At 66.5% G+C, this 15,680-nt stretch carries 10 protein-coding genes; 6 read left to right on the top strand and 4 right to left on the bottom strand.

What is annotated here, in order from left to right; translation table 11 throughout:
- Positions 1-107: 107 nt before the first annotated feature.
- Positions 108-788, top strand: coding sequence for a superoxide dismutase family protein (locus tag ACJMKX_RS13640; RefSeq protein ID WP_405226399.1), 681 nt, complete (start codon positions 108-110; stop codon positions 786-788).
- 59 nt (positions 789-847) lie between these two features.
- Here the strand turns inward: ACJMKX_RS13640 and ACJMKX_RS13635 are convergent, their stop codons facing one another.
- The 3 genes from ACJMKX_RS13635 to ACJMKX_RS13625 all read right to left on the bottom strand — a co-directional run bounded on the left by ACJMKX_RS13635 (position 848) and on the right by ACJMKX_RS13625 (position 6,812).
- Complete coding sequence (locus ACJMKX_RS13635) at positions 848-1,498, bottom strand: class I SAM-dependent methyltransferase (protein WP_405226397.1); 651 nt, start codon at positions 1,496-1,498, stop codon at positions 848-850.
- 145 nt (positions 1,499-1,643) lie between these two features.
- On the bottom strand, positions 1,644-5,030 hold the full coding sequence (locus tag ACJMKX_RS13630) for an outer membrane beta-barrel protein (RefSeq protein ID WP_405226394.1): 3,387 nt from the start codon (positions 5,028-5,030) through the stop codon (positions 1,644-1,646).
- Positions 5,031-5,234: 204 nt separating this feature from the next.
- Positions 5,235-6,812, bottom strand: coding sequence for a long-chain-fatty-acid--CoA ligase (locus ACJMKX_RS13625; RefSeq protein WP_405226392.1), 1,578 nt, complete (start codon positions 6,810-6,812; stop codon positions 5,235-5,237).
- A 143-nt stretch (positions 6,813-6,955) separates the two neighbouring features.
- On the opposite strand from ACJMKX_RS13625, the gene ACJMKX_RS13620 reads away from it, so the two are divergent.
- The 5 genes from ACJMKX_RS13620 to bchE all read left to right on the top strand — a co-directional run bounded on the left by ACJMKX_RS13620 (position 6,956) and on the right by bchE (position 12,794).
- On the top strand, positions 6,956-7,651 hold the full coding sequence (locus ACJMKX_RS13620; protein WP_405226389.1) for a hypothetical protein: 696 nt from the start codon (positions 6,956-6,958) through the stop codon (positions 7,649-7,651).
- Between the two features lie 75 nt (positions 7,652-7,726).
- A complete protein-coding gene (locus ACJMKX_RS13615; RefSeq protein ID WP_405226387.1) occupies positions 7,727-9,232 on the top strand; it encodes a BCCT family transporter in 1,506 nt (501 codons plus the stop codon).
- A gap of 126 nt (positions 9,233-9,358) precedes the next feature.
- On the top strand, positions 9,359-10,225 hold the full coding sequence (locus tag ACJMKX_RS13610) for a transposase (RefSeq protein ID WP_405226384.1): 867 nt from the start codon (positions 9,359-9,361) through the stop codon (positions 10,223-10,225).
- A 227-nt stretch (positions 10,226-10,452) separates the two neighbouring features.
- Positions 10,453-11,037 (top strand): bacteriochlorophyll 4-vinyl reductase, encoded by a 585-nt coding sequence (gene bchJ, locus ACJMKX_RS13605; protein WP_405226381.1) that lies wholly within the window; start codon positions 10,453-10,455, stop codon positions 11,035-11,037.
- A gap of 2 nt (positions 11,038-11,039) precedes the next feature.
- The gene (gene bchE / locus ACJMKX_RS13600) at positions 11,040-12,794 is read left to right on the top strand and encodes a magnesium-protoporphyrin IX monomethyl ester anaerobic oxidative cyclase (protein WP_405226378.1); all 1,755 of its coding nucleotides are present in this window, start codon (positions 11,040-11,042) and stop codon (positions 12,792-12,794) included.
- 72 nt (positions 12,795-12,866) lie between these two features.
- On the opposite strand, the gene ACJMKX_RS13595 is transcribed toward bchE, so the two are convergent.
- Positions 12,867-15,545 carry a bifunctional acetate--CoA ligase family protein/GNAT family N-acetyltransferase gene (locus tag ACJMKX_RS13595; RefSeq protein ID WP_405226375.1) on the bottom strand — a complete coding sequence of 893 codons (2,679 nt, stop codon included), beginning with the start codon at positions 15,543-15,545 and terminating at the stop codon, positions 12,867-12,869.
- Positions 15,546-15,680 lie beyond the last annotated feature (135 nt).

Genomic DNA, 15,680 nt, shown 5'->3' with positions numbered 1-15,680 from the left:
TGTAACCGGACGGCGGCTGTGACCCTGCGCCCATCCCCGCCCCATCAGCATTCACAGCCGTTGTCCGGATACTTTCTGACACAGAGGAGGAACCGCCGGAGTCAGCCATGCAGACTAACCTGATCAGAACACACGCTCGTTCACGCCTGCCGACGACCGCGCTGGCGGCAGCCATCCTGCTGGTCGCCGGCTGCGGACAGGGCGACCAGACGGTGGACGTGCCTACACCTGACGATACCGAGGCCGACGAACAGAGAGCCGTGCCGACCATGGCGCCCGGCATGACCGAAGACGATGCCGGCGAACCACTGCTGGTCGCCCGGGCCGAACTCGAACCCACCGAGGGCAACGAGGCCCGCGGCACGATGACCTTCTCCAGAGCCGCGGGTGCCGTGGTCATCGATGGCGAGCTGATGGGCCTGCCGCAGGGACTCCACGGCCTGCACATCCACGAGAAGGGCGACTGCTCCGCGCCTGACGCCACCTCCGCCGGCGGCCACTTCGCGCCCGACGGCGATCCGCACGGCTCGCCGGACAGCCCGCCCACACAGCACCACGTGGGCGACCTCGGCAACATCGAGGCCAACGAGCAAGGCTACGCCCTGGTGAACGTGGTGGACGCGGAAATGACCCTGGACGACGGCCCGAAGAGCGTGCTCGGCCGTGCCGTCATCGTGCACGCGGGCGCCGACGACTTCGAGACACAACCCACCGGCGCTGCGGGCGCCCGACTCGCCTGCGGGGTGATTACCGAGGTGCCGCGCACGGACCCGCCCGAAACGCAGTAGGAGGGGATTTATCCCCGATTCATTAAACGAATCGGGCCTGAAGGCCCTCCTACACTCAATCAACGGGTGTAGCGCAGCACGTAGCCCACGAACGGGCCGCTCGGGCACTCCTGCGCAATCTTGGGCGACGGGTGATGCGTGTAGCCCCGCTCCTGCATGGCACGGGTGAAGCGAGAGGCATTGCCCCGACCGGGGTCCACGACGATCACCTCGCAATGCTCCCGGGCGTGGCGGTCGATGAAGCCCGCCAGCGCATCGATGTGCTGGCGCTCGTAGAGCAGATCGCTGCCGATGACGAGGTCGAAGGTGCCGAGCCCCGTCTCCCCGTCGTACCAGCTCGCGCGATGGAACGGGATGGGATCGAGCCCGTTCAGTCGCTCGTTCTCCTTCAGGAAGTGCTCGGCAGCCGGATGGTAGTCCGTGGCGGTGACGTCGGCATGGCGGTAGCCCAGCATCAGGCTGGCCAGCCCGATGCCGCAGCCTGCCTCGAGGATGCGCCTGCCCTCGACATCGTAGTCCTGCATGAGCATCGCCAGCACCTCGCTGGAGATCCAGACGATGCCGAACAACGGCCATAGCGCCGAAGAGATACCGAGCTTCTCGGCCTCGCCGCCCTCGTCGTGGAACTGCTGCACGTCGCGCAGGGTGCGGACGTGGATATCCCGCTCGCCGAACTCCAGCGTCTGGTAGCGGTAGCGGATCAGGGACATGGCGCCTCCGGGTCGGCCCCGGGGAAGCCGCGGCGGGTACCGCACTCTAGCACTAAACCGGGACGCGGAGACGCGGCTTCCGGAGGAGAGCAGGCGGCGATCCTGGCCGCCGCCTGCGTTCGCGTGGACGAGACTCCGCCAGCACTCAGAAGCGGAACCGGAGTCCAACCGACGGTACACTCACCCAGTCGTTCAGACGGTAGCGCTCCCACTCTGCCGTGATCGACCACGCGGCACCGATACGCCAGTCGAAACCGACACCGTACATCCAGTCGGTGCCACTCTCGTTACCGGAGACGCGTCCGGTGCCGCCGCTGATGACACGGACGTCGATGTCCGCCTCCCAGTCGAAGGCCCCGGCGCGGGCGTACAGGGAGAAGCGTTCCGGCACCACCGGCCAGCTCAGTACGCCGGCGGCGAACCAGCCTTTACCGAGGGCCGGATGCACGGCGTAAGTGTCGCCGAGCAGAGCGTCGATCTCCGACGGAGACACCGTCGCGCCGAATTCGGTCACCACTTCCCCGAGCTCTACGTAACCCGCTTCCACGGCCAGCACCGGGTTGAAAGCGAAGCCGCCGTAGAGTTTCCAGGCCGTATCGGAATCATCCACTTCGGGCGTGTTGATGGCCCATCCGCGGGCGGCGAGATCGCTCACCAGGTCGGGCTCGTCGTAGTCAGCATCCGCATAGCCGATGCTGCCGCCGGCGTACCAGCCGGTCTGCGCCTGGAGTTCGCCTGTCGGTGCCAGCGCGATCAGCGCGGCGAGGCAGGCAAGAGCCCCCAGGCCGGCGCTGCTGCGCCGGGCCCCGACCAGCAGAGCCGTGAAGGCCAGGAGCAGAAACTCCGGCCAGCCGGACGCACCCGAGCCGCCAACGCCGCGGATGCGAAGATCTACCGTGCCGATCACGTCGGTCACCTCCTCGTCGGTGTCATTGGCCGCCGCCGGGTCGTCGGCGTCGCCGCTCACCTCGACGTTGAGCGTGAGCGTTCCCGACTCGTCCGGCGCGGTGATGGTCACTTCCGCCGTCACCGTCGTCCCTGCCGCCATCTGGCCGATGCTGCAGATCAGTGCGCCTTTCACGATCTCGCAGTCGCCCTGATCGATGGTGGCCGAGCCGAAGGTGGCACCAGACGGCAGTATCACGATCACCGTCACACCGGTGTTCGTGCTGGGGCCGTCGTTGTCCACCGTGATGGTGTAGGTGACCGTGTCCCCGATCGACGGGGCCGGCGGGTCGGAGGTCACATCGACCGCCATATCCGCGGACGGCGGATTCAGGTCGGTGAGCACGGTCGCAGTGTTGTTGCCGGGCACAGGATCCTCCTCCGCCGCCGCCACGACTGCCGTATTGCTCAGCTCCGTGGGCTCGGTAACGGGATCGGGGGTAACGGTAATGGTCACCGTCGCGTTCGAACCGTCGGCCAGCGAGCCGAGGCTGCAATCGAGGGTTCCACCGGTATCCGGGTCACCGCAGCTGCCGCTGCCCGTCTCGGCCGAGACGAAGGTCACACCGGCCGGCAGGGTGTCGGTGAGGGTCACAGCTGTCGCACCGTCGGGACCGTTGTTGTCCACGGTAACGGTGTAGACCAGATCACCGGCATCGGAGAAAACCGGATCCGGGCTGGCGACCTTCGTGACTGCCAGATCGGCCTGAGCTGGCCCGGGCGCCACGACAGTCGTCTGGGCTGCCGCGGTGTTATCGGTCCCATCGGGGTCCGCCTGGTCGGCGGTCACACTCACCGTGTTGTCGATGGTCTCCGTCACCTCCACGATCGGGCTGGTGACCACGATGGTCCCGGTGGCCGTGTTAGCCGAGGCGAGCGCCCCGAGCTCACAGCTGACGACGACCGGGCTGCCGCCCGAAGTGCACGGCGTACCCTGCTCGAACGTCGCCGACACCAGCGTCACGTCGGGATCCAGCGTGTCCGAGACGACGACGCCGGTCGCCCCGTCGGGTCCGTTGTTGGTCACACGGACCGTGTAGGTCACGTCATTGCCCGCGGTCACCGGATCCGGGCTGTCGGTCTTCGTGATCGCCAGGTCCGCCTGCGGCACCGCCCCGGGGGCGTATTCGTCCATCCCGATGTCTACCCTCGCGAGTCCGTCCAGGTCGCCATCGATCGGTCGGGCGTCACCTTCCCAGTCGAAGTCGGGACGGCCAGTGGCGTTGTTATCGCCGGCATCGATCGTCGGCGAGAACTCGCCCTGCCCCGGATCGCCACCCAGCGGGTCGATCAGAACCGGTGCATCGTCGATGTTCCCCCCCGCCGTGAGCTCGGCACCCGAGACGACGAAGAATGCATCGTTGGTATTCGGGAAGCCGCCAGACGGCAGCGTGGTAATGTCGTTATTGAAGAACTCGACGCTGGCGGGGATGTCCGTAAACGGATCGTTGTTGATGTAGATGTCGTCACCCTGCCCGGCCGCCGTGCCGCCATGGATGATGTTGTTGTAGATCCGCGCGATCCCGCTACTCCCGCCGATCATCACATAGGCGTTCCCGCCCTCGCCGCTCGTCGCATTGTTGTCGACGAGGGTATTGTTGGTGATCGTTGCGAAACCCTCGTTGGTGCCGGTGTAGAAGCCGCCCCCGGTCAGGGCCTCGTTGCCGGCGAAGCCGGTGTTCACCATGAACAGGCCGCTCCAGCCGTCTGCCAGGTGAAGCCCGCCACCCTCGCCGGCCGATGCAACGTTCTGGATGAAACCCGTCACGGCGAATTCCACGGAGCCGGCTGCCAGCCAGGCGCCACCTCCCTCGCCGGCCGAACAGCTCTGGAACAGCACATCGAGGATGTTGACGGCGCTTGCCAGGCGGAAGGCGATGTCACCCGGATCGATGCCCTCCACGACCAGGCAGCCGCCCTTGCCGCTCGGGGCATCACTGTTCAGGAAATCCACGTCATCCACGAGGACACCGCCCGCGTAGCCGACGTAGGCTGCGCCGCCGTCGCCGGAAGCGCCATTGGCGTCGAAGATGACGTCCCGGATCGTGATCTGGAACTCGCTGACGCCCTCTGCCTTTATGTAGAGCGCGCCACCATTGTTGGCGGCGGAATTACCCTCGTACACGCTGCCGAGGATCTCGACGCCGGCCGATTCGACCAGCACCGCGACGGCGCCGCCGTCACCCGGTGTACCGAGCGCATTACCCTGCCGGAAGGTCAGGTTGCGGACAGAGACGAGCACCGCTCCGTCTGATGCGGCCGTGGTGTCGATCCGCAGGATCGAGACCGTTGTCCCGCCATCGAGTATACGAGTGTCGGAATCGAATCCGTCGATTGTCAGCGAGAAACCCTCGCTGGCGGCCGCCGTGTAGGTCAGCGGCGTGGTGATGTTATAGACGTTGCCGGTGCAACCCGCGCCCGAACAGACGCCCACGTTGATGATGTCGTTTTCCCCGTTCGCCTGCGCACTGGTCAGCGCGCTCTGGAATTCTCCGGGGTTAGTGACGTTGAATTCGGCTGCATCGACTGCTGCAGCCAGGCCCAGGCAGGTAACTGCCAGAGCCAGCAGTGTACTGATATTTCGCATGGCTCACTCCCTTGCATTTGCATGCTCGGGAAGTCGCCCGCGGCTGGTGTGGATCCTGTTGTCGATGACACCAGAAATCCAGCGCCGAGCTGTGGAGCGGCTCCCCGCTCCTGTACGACGATTAGCCCACAGATCGGGCGGGCTGGCAATTCCGGAAAACCCCGACAGACAGGGCTCAATTCACGCGCCCGGTCGCAACAGCCGCTACTGAATACGCTTCTCGTGTCCCTCCCAATAAGGCTCGCGCAGCTCGCGCTTCAGCACCTTCATGGCGCCGGACAGCGGCAGCGGCTCGGCGCGGAACTCCACCGACTTCGGCGCCTTGTAACCGGCGATGGAATCCCTTGCGTGGGCGATGATGTCGTCCTCGGTGACCTCGGCCCCTTCCCTGGGCACTACGATGGCATGCACCTGCTCGCCCCACAGGTCGTGGGGGATGCCGATGACCGCCACCTGGGCCACGGCCGGATGGGTGGAGATGGCGTTCTCCACCTCGGCCGAGTAGACGTTCTCGCCGCCGGTCACGATCATGTCCTTCACCCGGTCCACCAGGAAGAGATAGCCCTCCTCGTCCAGGTAACCGGCGTCGCCGGTGTGGTACCAGCCGTCGCGGAACGCCTCTTCCGTCGCGTCGGGCTTGTTCCAGTAGCCTTCCATGAAGTTGCCGCCGCGGGCGCAGACCTCGCCCACCTCGTTCGGCGGCAGCACGTTGCCCTCGGCGTCCTGCACGCACAGATCCACGCCGGGCACGGCCCGGCCGACAGAGCGCAGCCGCGGCCCGCCCTTCAGGTGGTCGTCGGTGGTCAGCATGCACAGGACCGAGGAGCACTCGGTCATGCCGTAGCCCTGCTGGATCTCCAGCTCCGGCAGTATTTTAAGGAGTGTGTCCAGGATGGCAGCCGGCATCGGCGAGGCGCCGTAGGTGAGCTGTCGCAGGCTCTTCAGCGCCTCGGGGCGGAACTCCGGATGCTGCAGCATCATGCCGACCATGGTCGGAACCATGGTGGTCTGGGTGACCTGGTGTGCCTCGATCAGTTTCAGCACCGCACCGGGCTCGAACATGGGCATGGTCACCAGTTTGCTGCCCGCAGTGATCGTCGCCAGGCAACCGACGATGGAGGCGGCGTGAAAGACGGGCGTCTGCATCAGATTCACCTCGTCGGGGCGCCGACCCATCACCATGGCCACGTGGTAGGTGTTCAGCATCTCCGCCCGCTGCGAGCACACGACGCCCTTCGGCACGCCGGTGGTGCCGCCGGTGTACATGAGGACGACGGGGTCCGTCTCCTCGGGTTCGGATGGCAGCTCCGGCTCGGAGGCCTCCAGCAGTTCGTCGTAGGTGAGGTCGTAGGGCGCCTCGGTCGCACCGGGCTCGCCCACCAGCACCACCTGCTCCACGGGGCAGTCGGCGCCGCCGATCTGGCGGGCCTGGGCCAGCAGCGGCGCGAAGGTGGCGTCCACGAACACCACCCGGGTGCCCGAGTCGCGCAGGATGTAGTCCAGCTCTTTGCCGGCGAGGCGCAGGTTCAGGGGGTTGATCACGCCGGTACCGAGGAAGGCGGCATGGTAAAGTTCTATGAACTGATGGGAATTCATCGACATGACGGCGTAGCGGTCGCCCTTGCCGATGCCGAGGCGATTGCGCAGTCCGTGGCCGAGCCGGAACACCCGGTCGGCATGTGTCTCCAGCGTCGCGCTGTAGGCACCGTCGGCGATCACGTGCCGGTCGCCGTACAGGCGCAGCGCCGGCAGGAATTGCTGGTGGTAGACGAGTTCCTTCACAGTTTCTCCCCCGTTGGAATCCGGACGCAGAGTATACCGATACCGCCGTCGGCGGGATCGACACCTTCGACTATCAGGCGTCACGAGACCTTACCGCAAAATCGGGTTTTTCGAATCACGGCCAGCCACGGAGACTCCTTAAGATGAAATCGGGAAAACTTATCGGACTCCTCGCCGCCTCCCTCGTCATTACCTTCGCCGGCACCGCAGGGGCGGACCAGCGCGACGGTAACCTTTCCGAGCACATGCACGAGCACTGGGAGCGCATCACGCAGATCCAGGCCGCGCTCATCCGTGGCGATCTGGCCGCCGTACGCGAACCGGCGGAATACCTGGCCGCGCATCCCACGCCGGCAGCGCTTCCCGGACAGTGGGAGGGGTACGTGGACTCCATGCGTGCGGCGGCACGGGCCGCCCTTGAGGCGAAGAGCTTCGCCGCCGCGGCCACGGCGACGAGCCTCATGGGCAACACCTGCGGCAGCTGCCACATGGACAACGGCATCGAGGTGCGCTTCGATATCTCCGACCCGCCGGGTTTCGAGATGGACACGGTCTCCCATATGGCCCGCCACCAGTGGGCGGCCGACCGCATGTGGGAAGGCATCGTCGGACCGTCCGAGCCGTCCTGGGCCAGGGGCATCGACGCGATGCTGGAGGCCCCGCTCACGCCCCACGAACTGAAGGGCGGTGCCGATCAGCCGGAGGACGTCAAGAGGATGGCACGGCGGGTCCACCAGCTGGCCGGCAACGGCATGATGGCCAGCGACGGCAACGAGAAGGCGGAACTCTACGCCGAGTTCCTGGCCAACTGCGCCGCCTGCCACACCACCCTTAAGTAGGTGCCGGACCGAACTTTTGCAACTTTTGAAACTTGTGCTGCGGCCCGACCAGGCCGATAGGCACCGGCGAAACGGGTGAGCAGAAAGACATTTCTGCAACGCTTCGTCCAGGGCATGGAGCCCTGGGTGTTCCTGCCGGCCGCGGCCGTGGTCATCCTGTTCGTTGTTCTGGGGGCAGTGTGGACCGACACCACCCGCGACCTCTTCGGCGCGCTACAGAACACCATCGTCGAGAAGCTCGGCTGGTTCTACATCCTTTCGGCCACGACGCTGCTCGGCTTCGTGCTCTGGCTCCTGGTCAGCCCGTACGGCCGGGTCCGTCTCGGCGGCGACGAGGCGAAGCCGGAATTCGGCTATCTCGCCTGGTTCAGCATGCTGCTCGCCGCGGGGATGGGTATCGGCATCGTGTTCTTCGGTGCCGCCGAGCCCGTACTTCATTATCTGGACCCGCCGGGCATGGAAGGCGGCACGCCGGAGGCACTGCGCGAGGCGATGCGCTTCACCTTCTATCACTGGGGCCTGCACCCCTGGGCTATCTACACGACGCTTGCCCTGCCGCTCGCCTATTTCCACTTCCGCCACAACCTGCCGCTGGCGCCGCGCTCGCTGCTCTACCCGCTGATCGGCGACCGCATCTACGGCGGCATCGGCCATGCGGTGGACGTGCTGTGCACGGTGGGGACGCTGTTCGGCGTAGCGACCTCGCTCGGCCTGGGGGCCATCCAGGTCAACGCAGGGCTCGAGCGGTTGTTCGGGCTGCCCCAGGGCATCGGTTCCCAGCTCGCGCTGATCGGCGGGATCACGCTGGTGGCCACCATCAGCGTGGTCTCCGGCCTGAATCGGGGAATCCGCTTCCTGAGCCAGTTCAACATCGGGCTGTCGGCGGCGATCTTCGCTTTCGTGCTGCTGGCCGGACCCACGGTGTACATCCTGGAGCTGTTCCTGGAGGGGCTGGGTTATTACCTGCAGAAGCTGCCGGCGACGAGCTTCCACACCGAGCCGGGGTCGACGGACGGCTGGCACGAGCAGTGGACGCTGTTCTACTGGAGCTGGTGGATTTCCTGGTCGCCGTTCGTCGGCATCTTCGTCGCCCGCATCTCGAAGGGCCGCACGCTGCGGGAATTCATCCTCACCGCGCTGCTGGTGCCGAGCCTGGGCAGCTTCCTGTGGTTCTCCGCGCTGGGCGGAACCGCGCTGCACATGGAGATATTCGGTAGCGGCGGCATCACCGAGGCGGTGCAGGAGAACGAGGCCTTCGCGCTGTTCGCCGTGCTTGAGGCGCTGCCCTGGCACCAGGTCACCTGGGCCGCGGCGACGCTGCTGGTGATCGTGTTCTTCGTCACCTCGTCGGACTCCGGTTCCTTCGTGGACGACATGGTGACCTCCGGCGGCCACCCGAATCCGCCGAAGGCCCAGCGGGTGTTCTGGGCGGTCTCGGAAGGCACGGTTGCGGCGGTACTGCTCTACGCCGGCGGGCTGACGGCGCTGCGCACGGCGTCACTCACTACCGGCATTCCCATCGCCATCTTTCTGCTGGTGGCGGCGTACGGATTGCAGCGGGCGCTGCGGGCGGAGGAGTAGGTGCCGGACCGAACTTTTGCAACTTTATGAAGTTGTTTGGGGTTTTGATCGGTAAAAGGGAGTTTTCGAGCAGGCAGGACGGGCGCCGACGCGCTAGCTTTCACGGGCAGCGACCGAGGATGCCCGATGACCCGACCACGGCGACTCCATGTGCCCGGCAGCCTGTACCACGTCATCCTGCGAGGCAATAACCGGCAGGAGATCTTTTTCTCGGTTGCCGATCGCGTCTATCTCGACCAACTGGTCGGGCGAGCGACCGCGAGCCTCAAAGCGGAGGTGCACGCCTATTGCTGGATGCCCAACCACATCCACATGGCGATCCGGGTAGGCGAGGCGCCGCTCGGCCGGCTCATGCAGTGGATCGCGTCGCGCTACGCCTTCCGCGTCAACCGTCAGCGCGAGGCGACCGGCCATCTCTTCGAGCGCCGCTACCGTGCCCTGCTGGTGGACGTGGATGCCTACGCGCTGCAGCTGGTCCGCTATATCCACCTGAACCCGGTCAAGGCCGGCCTCATCCGGAATCCCGCGGACTATCCCTGGAGCAGCCACCGTTACTACCTCGGCGGGGATGCACCACCCTGGCTGCGAACCGACTGGATACTCGCGATGTTCGGCAACCGCCGGATCGCCGCCCGCGCCGCCTATCGGCGCTTCGTCGGGGACGACCCCGACGCGGAGTTGCCCCCGGAATTCCTGGCGGGCGACCCCGAAGACGAACGGGTGACCGGCGCGGATCGGCTGCTGTCGGAGCCGAACGACCCCCTCGACGCCAGGCCCGCCGACCAGGATCTCGACGGGTTGATCGCAGCCGCCGCGCAGCGTCATGGCTGCGAAGTCGCCGCAATAACCGGGCCCAGCCGGGAGCGGCGCCTGGTGCGAGTACGGCGGGAGATCGCGCGGCAGGCGCGCGACCGCGGTGTCGCGAGCGTGGCGGAGATCGCCCGGCGCCTCAATCGGTCGGATTCGGCCGTCGCTCGACTGCTGAGAAGCTAGGGGCCTGCCAACAAGTTGGAAAAGTTGCAAAAGTTCGGTCCGGCACCTCAAAGCGTTTCGGTTTGCCGCAATCGTCAGACCTCCCGTTATCCTCTAGTGTGTCAACTTGAGTTGGCATAGCTATTGTCATGATTAACTGACATTCGGGGTAAACAGGCAAACGGATGCTGAGCATTCCACTCTCCCGCCCGGCCGAGCCGCGCGCGGACACAACGGCGCCCGGGGCCATGATCGGACCGAACGCGGTGCTGCAGACCCTGCGCGCCATCGCCGAGCTGGAAGGCACGGCCTGCTACGAGTCCGTCGCGCGCGGCGCCGCACTGCCGGCCACCGACCCCGACCACATGATCCCGGAGGCCCTGTTTGTCCGGCTGGTCGAGAGCCTGCGCCGCACGCTGCCCTGGGCGCGCTCTGAAGCCGTGCTGCGACTGGCCGGCGAATACACCGCCGACTACGTCGCCGCCAACCGCATCCCGCGCTTCTTCCGGCGGCTGCTGCACGCACTGCCGCCCCGGCTGGCCGTGCCGCTGCTGCTGACCGCGTTCCGCCGCCACGCCTGGACGTTCGCGGGCGGCGGCCGCTTCGACACCGCCGGCGGCTACCCCGCCGACATCATCCTCAAGAGCTGCCCCACCTGCCGCACCGCCCCTGAGGCGACGGCGGCCGGCGCGTATTACGAAGCGGCCTTCCAGGGCCTGCTGCGGCTCGCGGCCGACCGGGTCCGGGTACACGAGACGGCGTGCGAGGCCTGCGGCGACCCCTGCTGCCGCTTTTCCATCGAGATCGAGGGCGCCAGCGCCCGCGGAGAGTAACCATGCGTATCGTGCTGATCCACCCCAACTACCATTCCGGCGGCGCCGAGATCGCCGGCAACTGGCCGCCCGCGTGGGTCGCCTACCTGGCCGGGGCGCTGAAGAAGCACGGCTACACGGATATCCACTTCATCGACGCCATGACCGGGCACCTCGACGACGAGGCCCTGCGTGCGCGTCTGGCACAGATCGGATCGGCCGATCTCGTCGGTTGTACCTGTATAACCCCGAGCATCTATCAGGCCGAAAAAACCCTCGAGATCGCCCGATCCGTCTTCCCCGACGCCGTCACGGTGCTCGGCGGCATCCACGCCACCTTCATGTACGAGCAGGTGCTGAAGGAGGCACCGCACATCGACGTCATCGCCCGCGGCGAGGGCGAGGAGGTGCTGGTGAACCTGGTGCAGGCCGTCGAGAACGGCTCCCTGGAACGCGACCGCCGCAGCATCCGCGGCATCGCCTTCGCCGACGGCGACGAGATCGTGGCCACGCCGGCCCACCCGCCGATCAAGAAGCTCGACGACCTGGAGCCGGACTGGAGCCTGCTAGAGTGGGACGACTACATCTACCTGCCGCTCAACAAGCGGGTGGCCATCCCCAACTTCGCCCGCGGCTGCCCGTTCACCTGCTCGTTCTGCTCGCAGTGGAAGTTCTGGCGCTCATACCGCATGCGTTCGCCGAAGAATTTCGTCGACGAGATCGAGACACTGGTGCGCGACCACGACATCGGCTTCTTCATCCTCGCCGACGAGGAGCCCACCATCAACCGGCAGAAGTTCATCGACCTCTGCCAGGAGCTGATCGACCGGGACCTCGGCATCGAGTGGGGCATCAACACCCGCGTCACGGACATTCTGCGCGACGAGGACATGCTGCCGATGTACCGGCGCGCAGGCCTGGTGCACGTATCTCTCGGCACCGAGGCCTCCGCCCAGCTGAACCTGGAGCGCTTCCGCAAGGAGACCACCGTCGCCGAGAACAAGCGCGCCATCAAGCTGCTGCGCGACAACGGCATGGTGGCCGAAGCCCAGTTCATCATCGGGCTGGAGAACGAGACCGCCGAGAGCATCGAGGACACCTTCAAATGGGCCATGGACTGGGACTGCGACATGGCCAACTGGATCATGTACACGCCCTGGCCGTTCTCGGATCTGTTCGAGGAACTCGGCGACAAGGTGGAGGTGCGCGACTACGCCCGCTACAACTTCGTCACCCCCATCATGAAGCCGGAGGCCATGACCCGCAGTGAGGTCTTCAACGGCGTCATGAAGAACTACCGGCGCTTCTACATGCGAAAGAGCCTGTTCAGCTATCCGTGGCTGAAGGACAAGTACAAGCGGAAGTACATGCTCGGCTGCCTGAAGGCCGCGATGAAGTCCGGCTTCGAGCGCCGCTTCTACGACCTCGGCCGCATCAACTACCGGGGTCAGAAAGAGATCGACTTCAAGTTCGACCAGTCCCGGGTGCTCACGAAGGAGGAGCTGGCGCTGGCCGAGAGCAGCCGCCAGCGGGTGGGCAGCAGCTATCAGACGAAGGGTGCAGCGGCACTGGCCTGCGGCGGCGGCCCGGCGACGAATGGCAAGAACGGCAAAGGTGCGGAGCCGCTGACGGCCGACGTGCTCACCTATTCACCGAAGGAAGACGAGATCGTCGATCCTGCGGCCCTGCTGGGCGAGGCGCCCATCGACGAGTTCTTCGACCCCCGCGGCTTCGCCAAGCAGCGTTCCAGGGCGAAGCGCCTCTCGGCCGTGAAATAGGTGCCGGACCGAACTTTTGCAACTTTCGCAACTTGTTGAAGCCCGGGCGCCGACTACCGGGGTAGCGGCTGACTACAACTCCAACGTCACCCGCTTCACGCCCCGCTCCTCCAGCTTCGGCGCAATACGAAAGCCGAGAGCCTCGCAGATGTGCAGCATGACCTTGTTGTCGTTCAGCACATCGCCGCCGAGCTGCCGGATGCCGACACTGCGGGCGTAGTCGATCAGCCGCTGCATCAGGTACACGCCGAGTCCCTGACCGGTCATCTCATGGTGCACGATGATGGCGAAGTCCGCGTGCTCCCGATCCGGGTCGGCGAACAGCCGGGCCACCCCGTGTATTTGCGTCTTCCCGGCGATGCCCGGTTCCGTCAGCACGAGCGCCATCTCCCGGTCGTAGTCCAGCTGGGTGAAGCGCGCGGCCATCATGTGGGTGAGCACCTTGATCGGGGCGTGGAACCGCAGGCGGAGTTCCTCGGCGTTCAGGGTCTCGAACACCCGGTGCAGTGACGGCTCGTCCTCGGGCATGATGGGGCGCAGCAGCAGCTTGCGGCCGTCCGAGAGTTCCACCTCCTCCTCCAGCGACTTCGGATACGGCAGGATGGCCAGGCGATCCCGCGCATCGCGCTCCTCGCGCTGCAGGCGCACCCGGGCATCCAGCGCCACCACGCCGTCGGCATCGGCCAGCAGCGGATTGATGTCCAGCTCCGCGATCTCCGCGAACTCCGCCACCAGCTGGGCCACCTGCAGGATCACCGTACCGATCGCTTCCAGATCGGCGGCCGCGTGGTTGCGATACCCGCACAGCAGCCGCCAGACCCGAGTGCGCTCCATCACGCGTTTGGCCAGCCGCATGTTCATCGGCGGCAGACCGATGGCCGTATCGGCAATGGTCTCGGCAGCGACCCCGCCATGGCCGAACAGGATCACCGGCCCGAACTGCTCGTCCTCCGTCGCGCCCACCAGCAGCTCGAAGGCGTCGGGCCGCGACACCATCGGTTCCACCACAAATCCGTCCACCCGCGCGTCCGGCCGCTGCGACTTCACCCGCCGCAGCATCGAGCGCGCAGCCTCCAGCACCGTCGCCTCCCCTTCCAGGTCCAGCACGACGCCGTCCACGTCGCTCTTGTGTACGATGTCCCGCGACTGGATCTTCAGCACCACCGCACCGTCCAGTTCGGCCGCCCGGGCGGCCGCGTCCTCGGGCGTCTCCACACTCACGGATTCCACCACCGGAATGTCGTAGGCGCGTAGCAGCGCCTTTGCTTCGACCTCCGGCAACCACTCCCGGCCCTCGGCGAGGGCCGCATCGATAAGCTCGCGCGCTTTCTCCGTATCCTGGGTGAAGCGCCGCGGCACGCTCGGCGGCGTCTCCATCAGCGAGCGCTGGTTGCGGTCGTAGTTGACGAGGTACATGAAGCCCTTCACCGCCCGCTCGGGCGTCGAGAACGTCGGGATACCGGCCTCGGAGCAGATCTCCCGCGGCTCCCCCGCCGAGACTTCGCCCACGAAGCTGGTCAGGAGCAGCGGTCGGTCGTGCGCTTCCCAGGTCGAGGCCACCCGTTCCGCGACGTCCCGGCCCGAGATGACGGCCGTGGGACAGTTCAGCACCAGGGTCGCGTCCACGCCGGGATCCTTCAGCACGATATCCAGTGTCCGGCTGTAGCGCTCACCGTCCGCATCGCCGATCACGTCCACCGGGTTGCCCCGCGACCAGGTGGCGGGCAGCACCTCGTCCAGCGCTGTCAGCGACTCCTCGGACAACTCGGCCAGCTCGCCGCCCTGCCCGATCAGCTCGTCGGTCGCCATCACCCCGACCCCGCCACCGTTGGTCACGATGCAGAGTCTCTCGCCGCGCACCCGCTGCACCCGGCTCAGGATCTCGGTGGCACCGAACAGCTCGCTGAGCTCGTCCACCCGCAGCAGACCCGCGCGGCGGAAAGCGGCATCGTAGACGTCGTCGGATCCCGCCAGCGCGCCGGTGTGACTGGCTGCCGCCTTCGCGCTGGCCTCGTAGCGCCCCGCCTTCACGACGATGACCGGTTTCATGCGCGCCGCGGCCCGCGCCGCCGACATGAACTTGCGGGCGTGGGTGATGGCCTCGATGTAGAGGAGGATGGCGCTGGTGTCTTTCTGGTTGGCGAGGTAGTCCAGCATGTCGCCGAAGTCGACGTCCGCCGCGCCGCCCAGCGACACCAGGTGGGAGAAGCCGATGCCCCGGGCCTGGGCCCAGTCGATCACGGACGTCACCACTGCCCCGGACTGGGTAACGAAGGCGAGCTTGCCGGGCTCCGGCCGCAGGTGGGCGAAGCTCGCGTTCAGGCCATGGCCAGGCACGACCGCACCCAGGCAATTGGGTCCGAGCACGCGCAGCAGGTGGGGCCGTGCGGCGTCCAGCATCCGCTGTTGCAGCTCGCGTCCTTCCTCGCCCAGCTCGCCGAACCCGGCCGTGATCACGATGGCCGCCCGGGTGCCGGCGCTGCCGAGCTCCTCGACGATCCCCGGCACGGTGTCCGGCGGTGTGGCAATCACCGCAAGATCCGGTGCCTCGGGGAGGTCGCCGACGCTCGCCCACGCCTTCTGCTCCAGCACCCGATCCCGGTTGGGATTGACGAAATGCACCGGCCCCTCGAAACCCGAGTCGAGGAGATTGCGGGCGATGACATGTCCGATCTTGCCTTCCTCGCCGCTGGCGCCGATCAGCGCGACGGAACGCGGCTCGAACAGGTAGTCGAGGTTGCGGATGGTCACGGCTACTTCCTGAAGCCATGGGCCTGCTGCCAATGGTAACCGCTGCACGGAAGGAAATCCGATGCCGGTGAGCCGGATAGGCGCAACTGCGTATTGATGTTGCCGCACCGCCGACGGACGATGAAACGGTCAAGG

The organism is Lentisalinibacter sediminis (assembly GCF_040706615.1).
Lineage (GTDB): Bacteria > Pseudomonadota > Gammaproteobacteria > Steroidobacterales > Woeseiaceae > Lentisalinibacter > Lentisalinibacter sediminis.
The sequence above is the reverse complement of the archived record's forward strand: the minus strand, read 5'-3'. Positions and strand labels throughout refer to the sequence as shown.

What these genes read in the sequence shown, in the direction of transcription:
- ACJMKX_RS13635 (WP_405226397.1), bottom strand. Translation starts at nt 1,498, where the DNA reads ATGTCCCTGATCCGCTACCGCTACCAGACGCTGGAGTTCGGCGAGCGG.
- bchE (WP_405226378.1), top strand. Translation starts at nt 11,040, where the DNA reads ATGCGTATCGTGCTGATCCACCCCAACTACCATTCCGGCGGCGCCGAG.
- ACJMKX_RS13610 (WP_405226384.1), top strand. Translation starts at nt 9,359, where the DNA reads ATGACCCGACCACGGCGACTCCATGTGCCCGGCAGCCTGTACCACGTC.
- ACJMKX_RS13630 (WP_405226394.1), bottom strand. Translation starts at nt 5,030, where the DNA reads ATGCGAAATATCAGTACACTGCTGGCTCTGGCAGTTACCTGCCTGGGC.
- ACJMKX_RS13620 (WP_405226389.1), top strand. Translation starts at nt 6,956, where the DNA reads ATGAAATCGGGAAAACTTATCGGACTCCTCGCCGCCTCCCTCGTCATT.
- ACJMKX_RS13640 (WP_405226399.1), top strand. Translation starts at nt 108, where the DNA reads ATGCAGACTAACCTGATCAGAACACACGCTCGTTCACGCCTGCCGACG.
- bchJ (WP_405226381.1), top strand. Translation starts at nt 10,453, where the DNA reads ATGATCGGACCGAACGCGGTGCTGCAGACCCTGCGCGCCATCGCCGAG.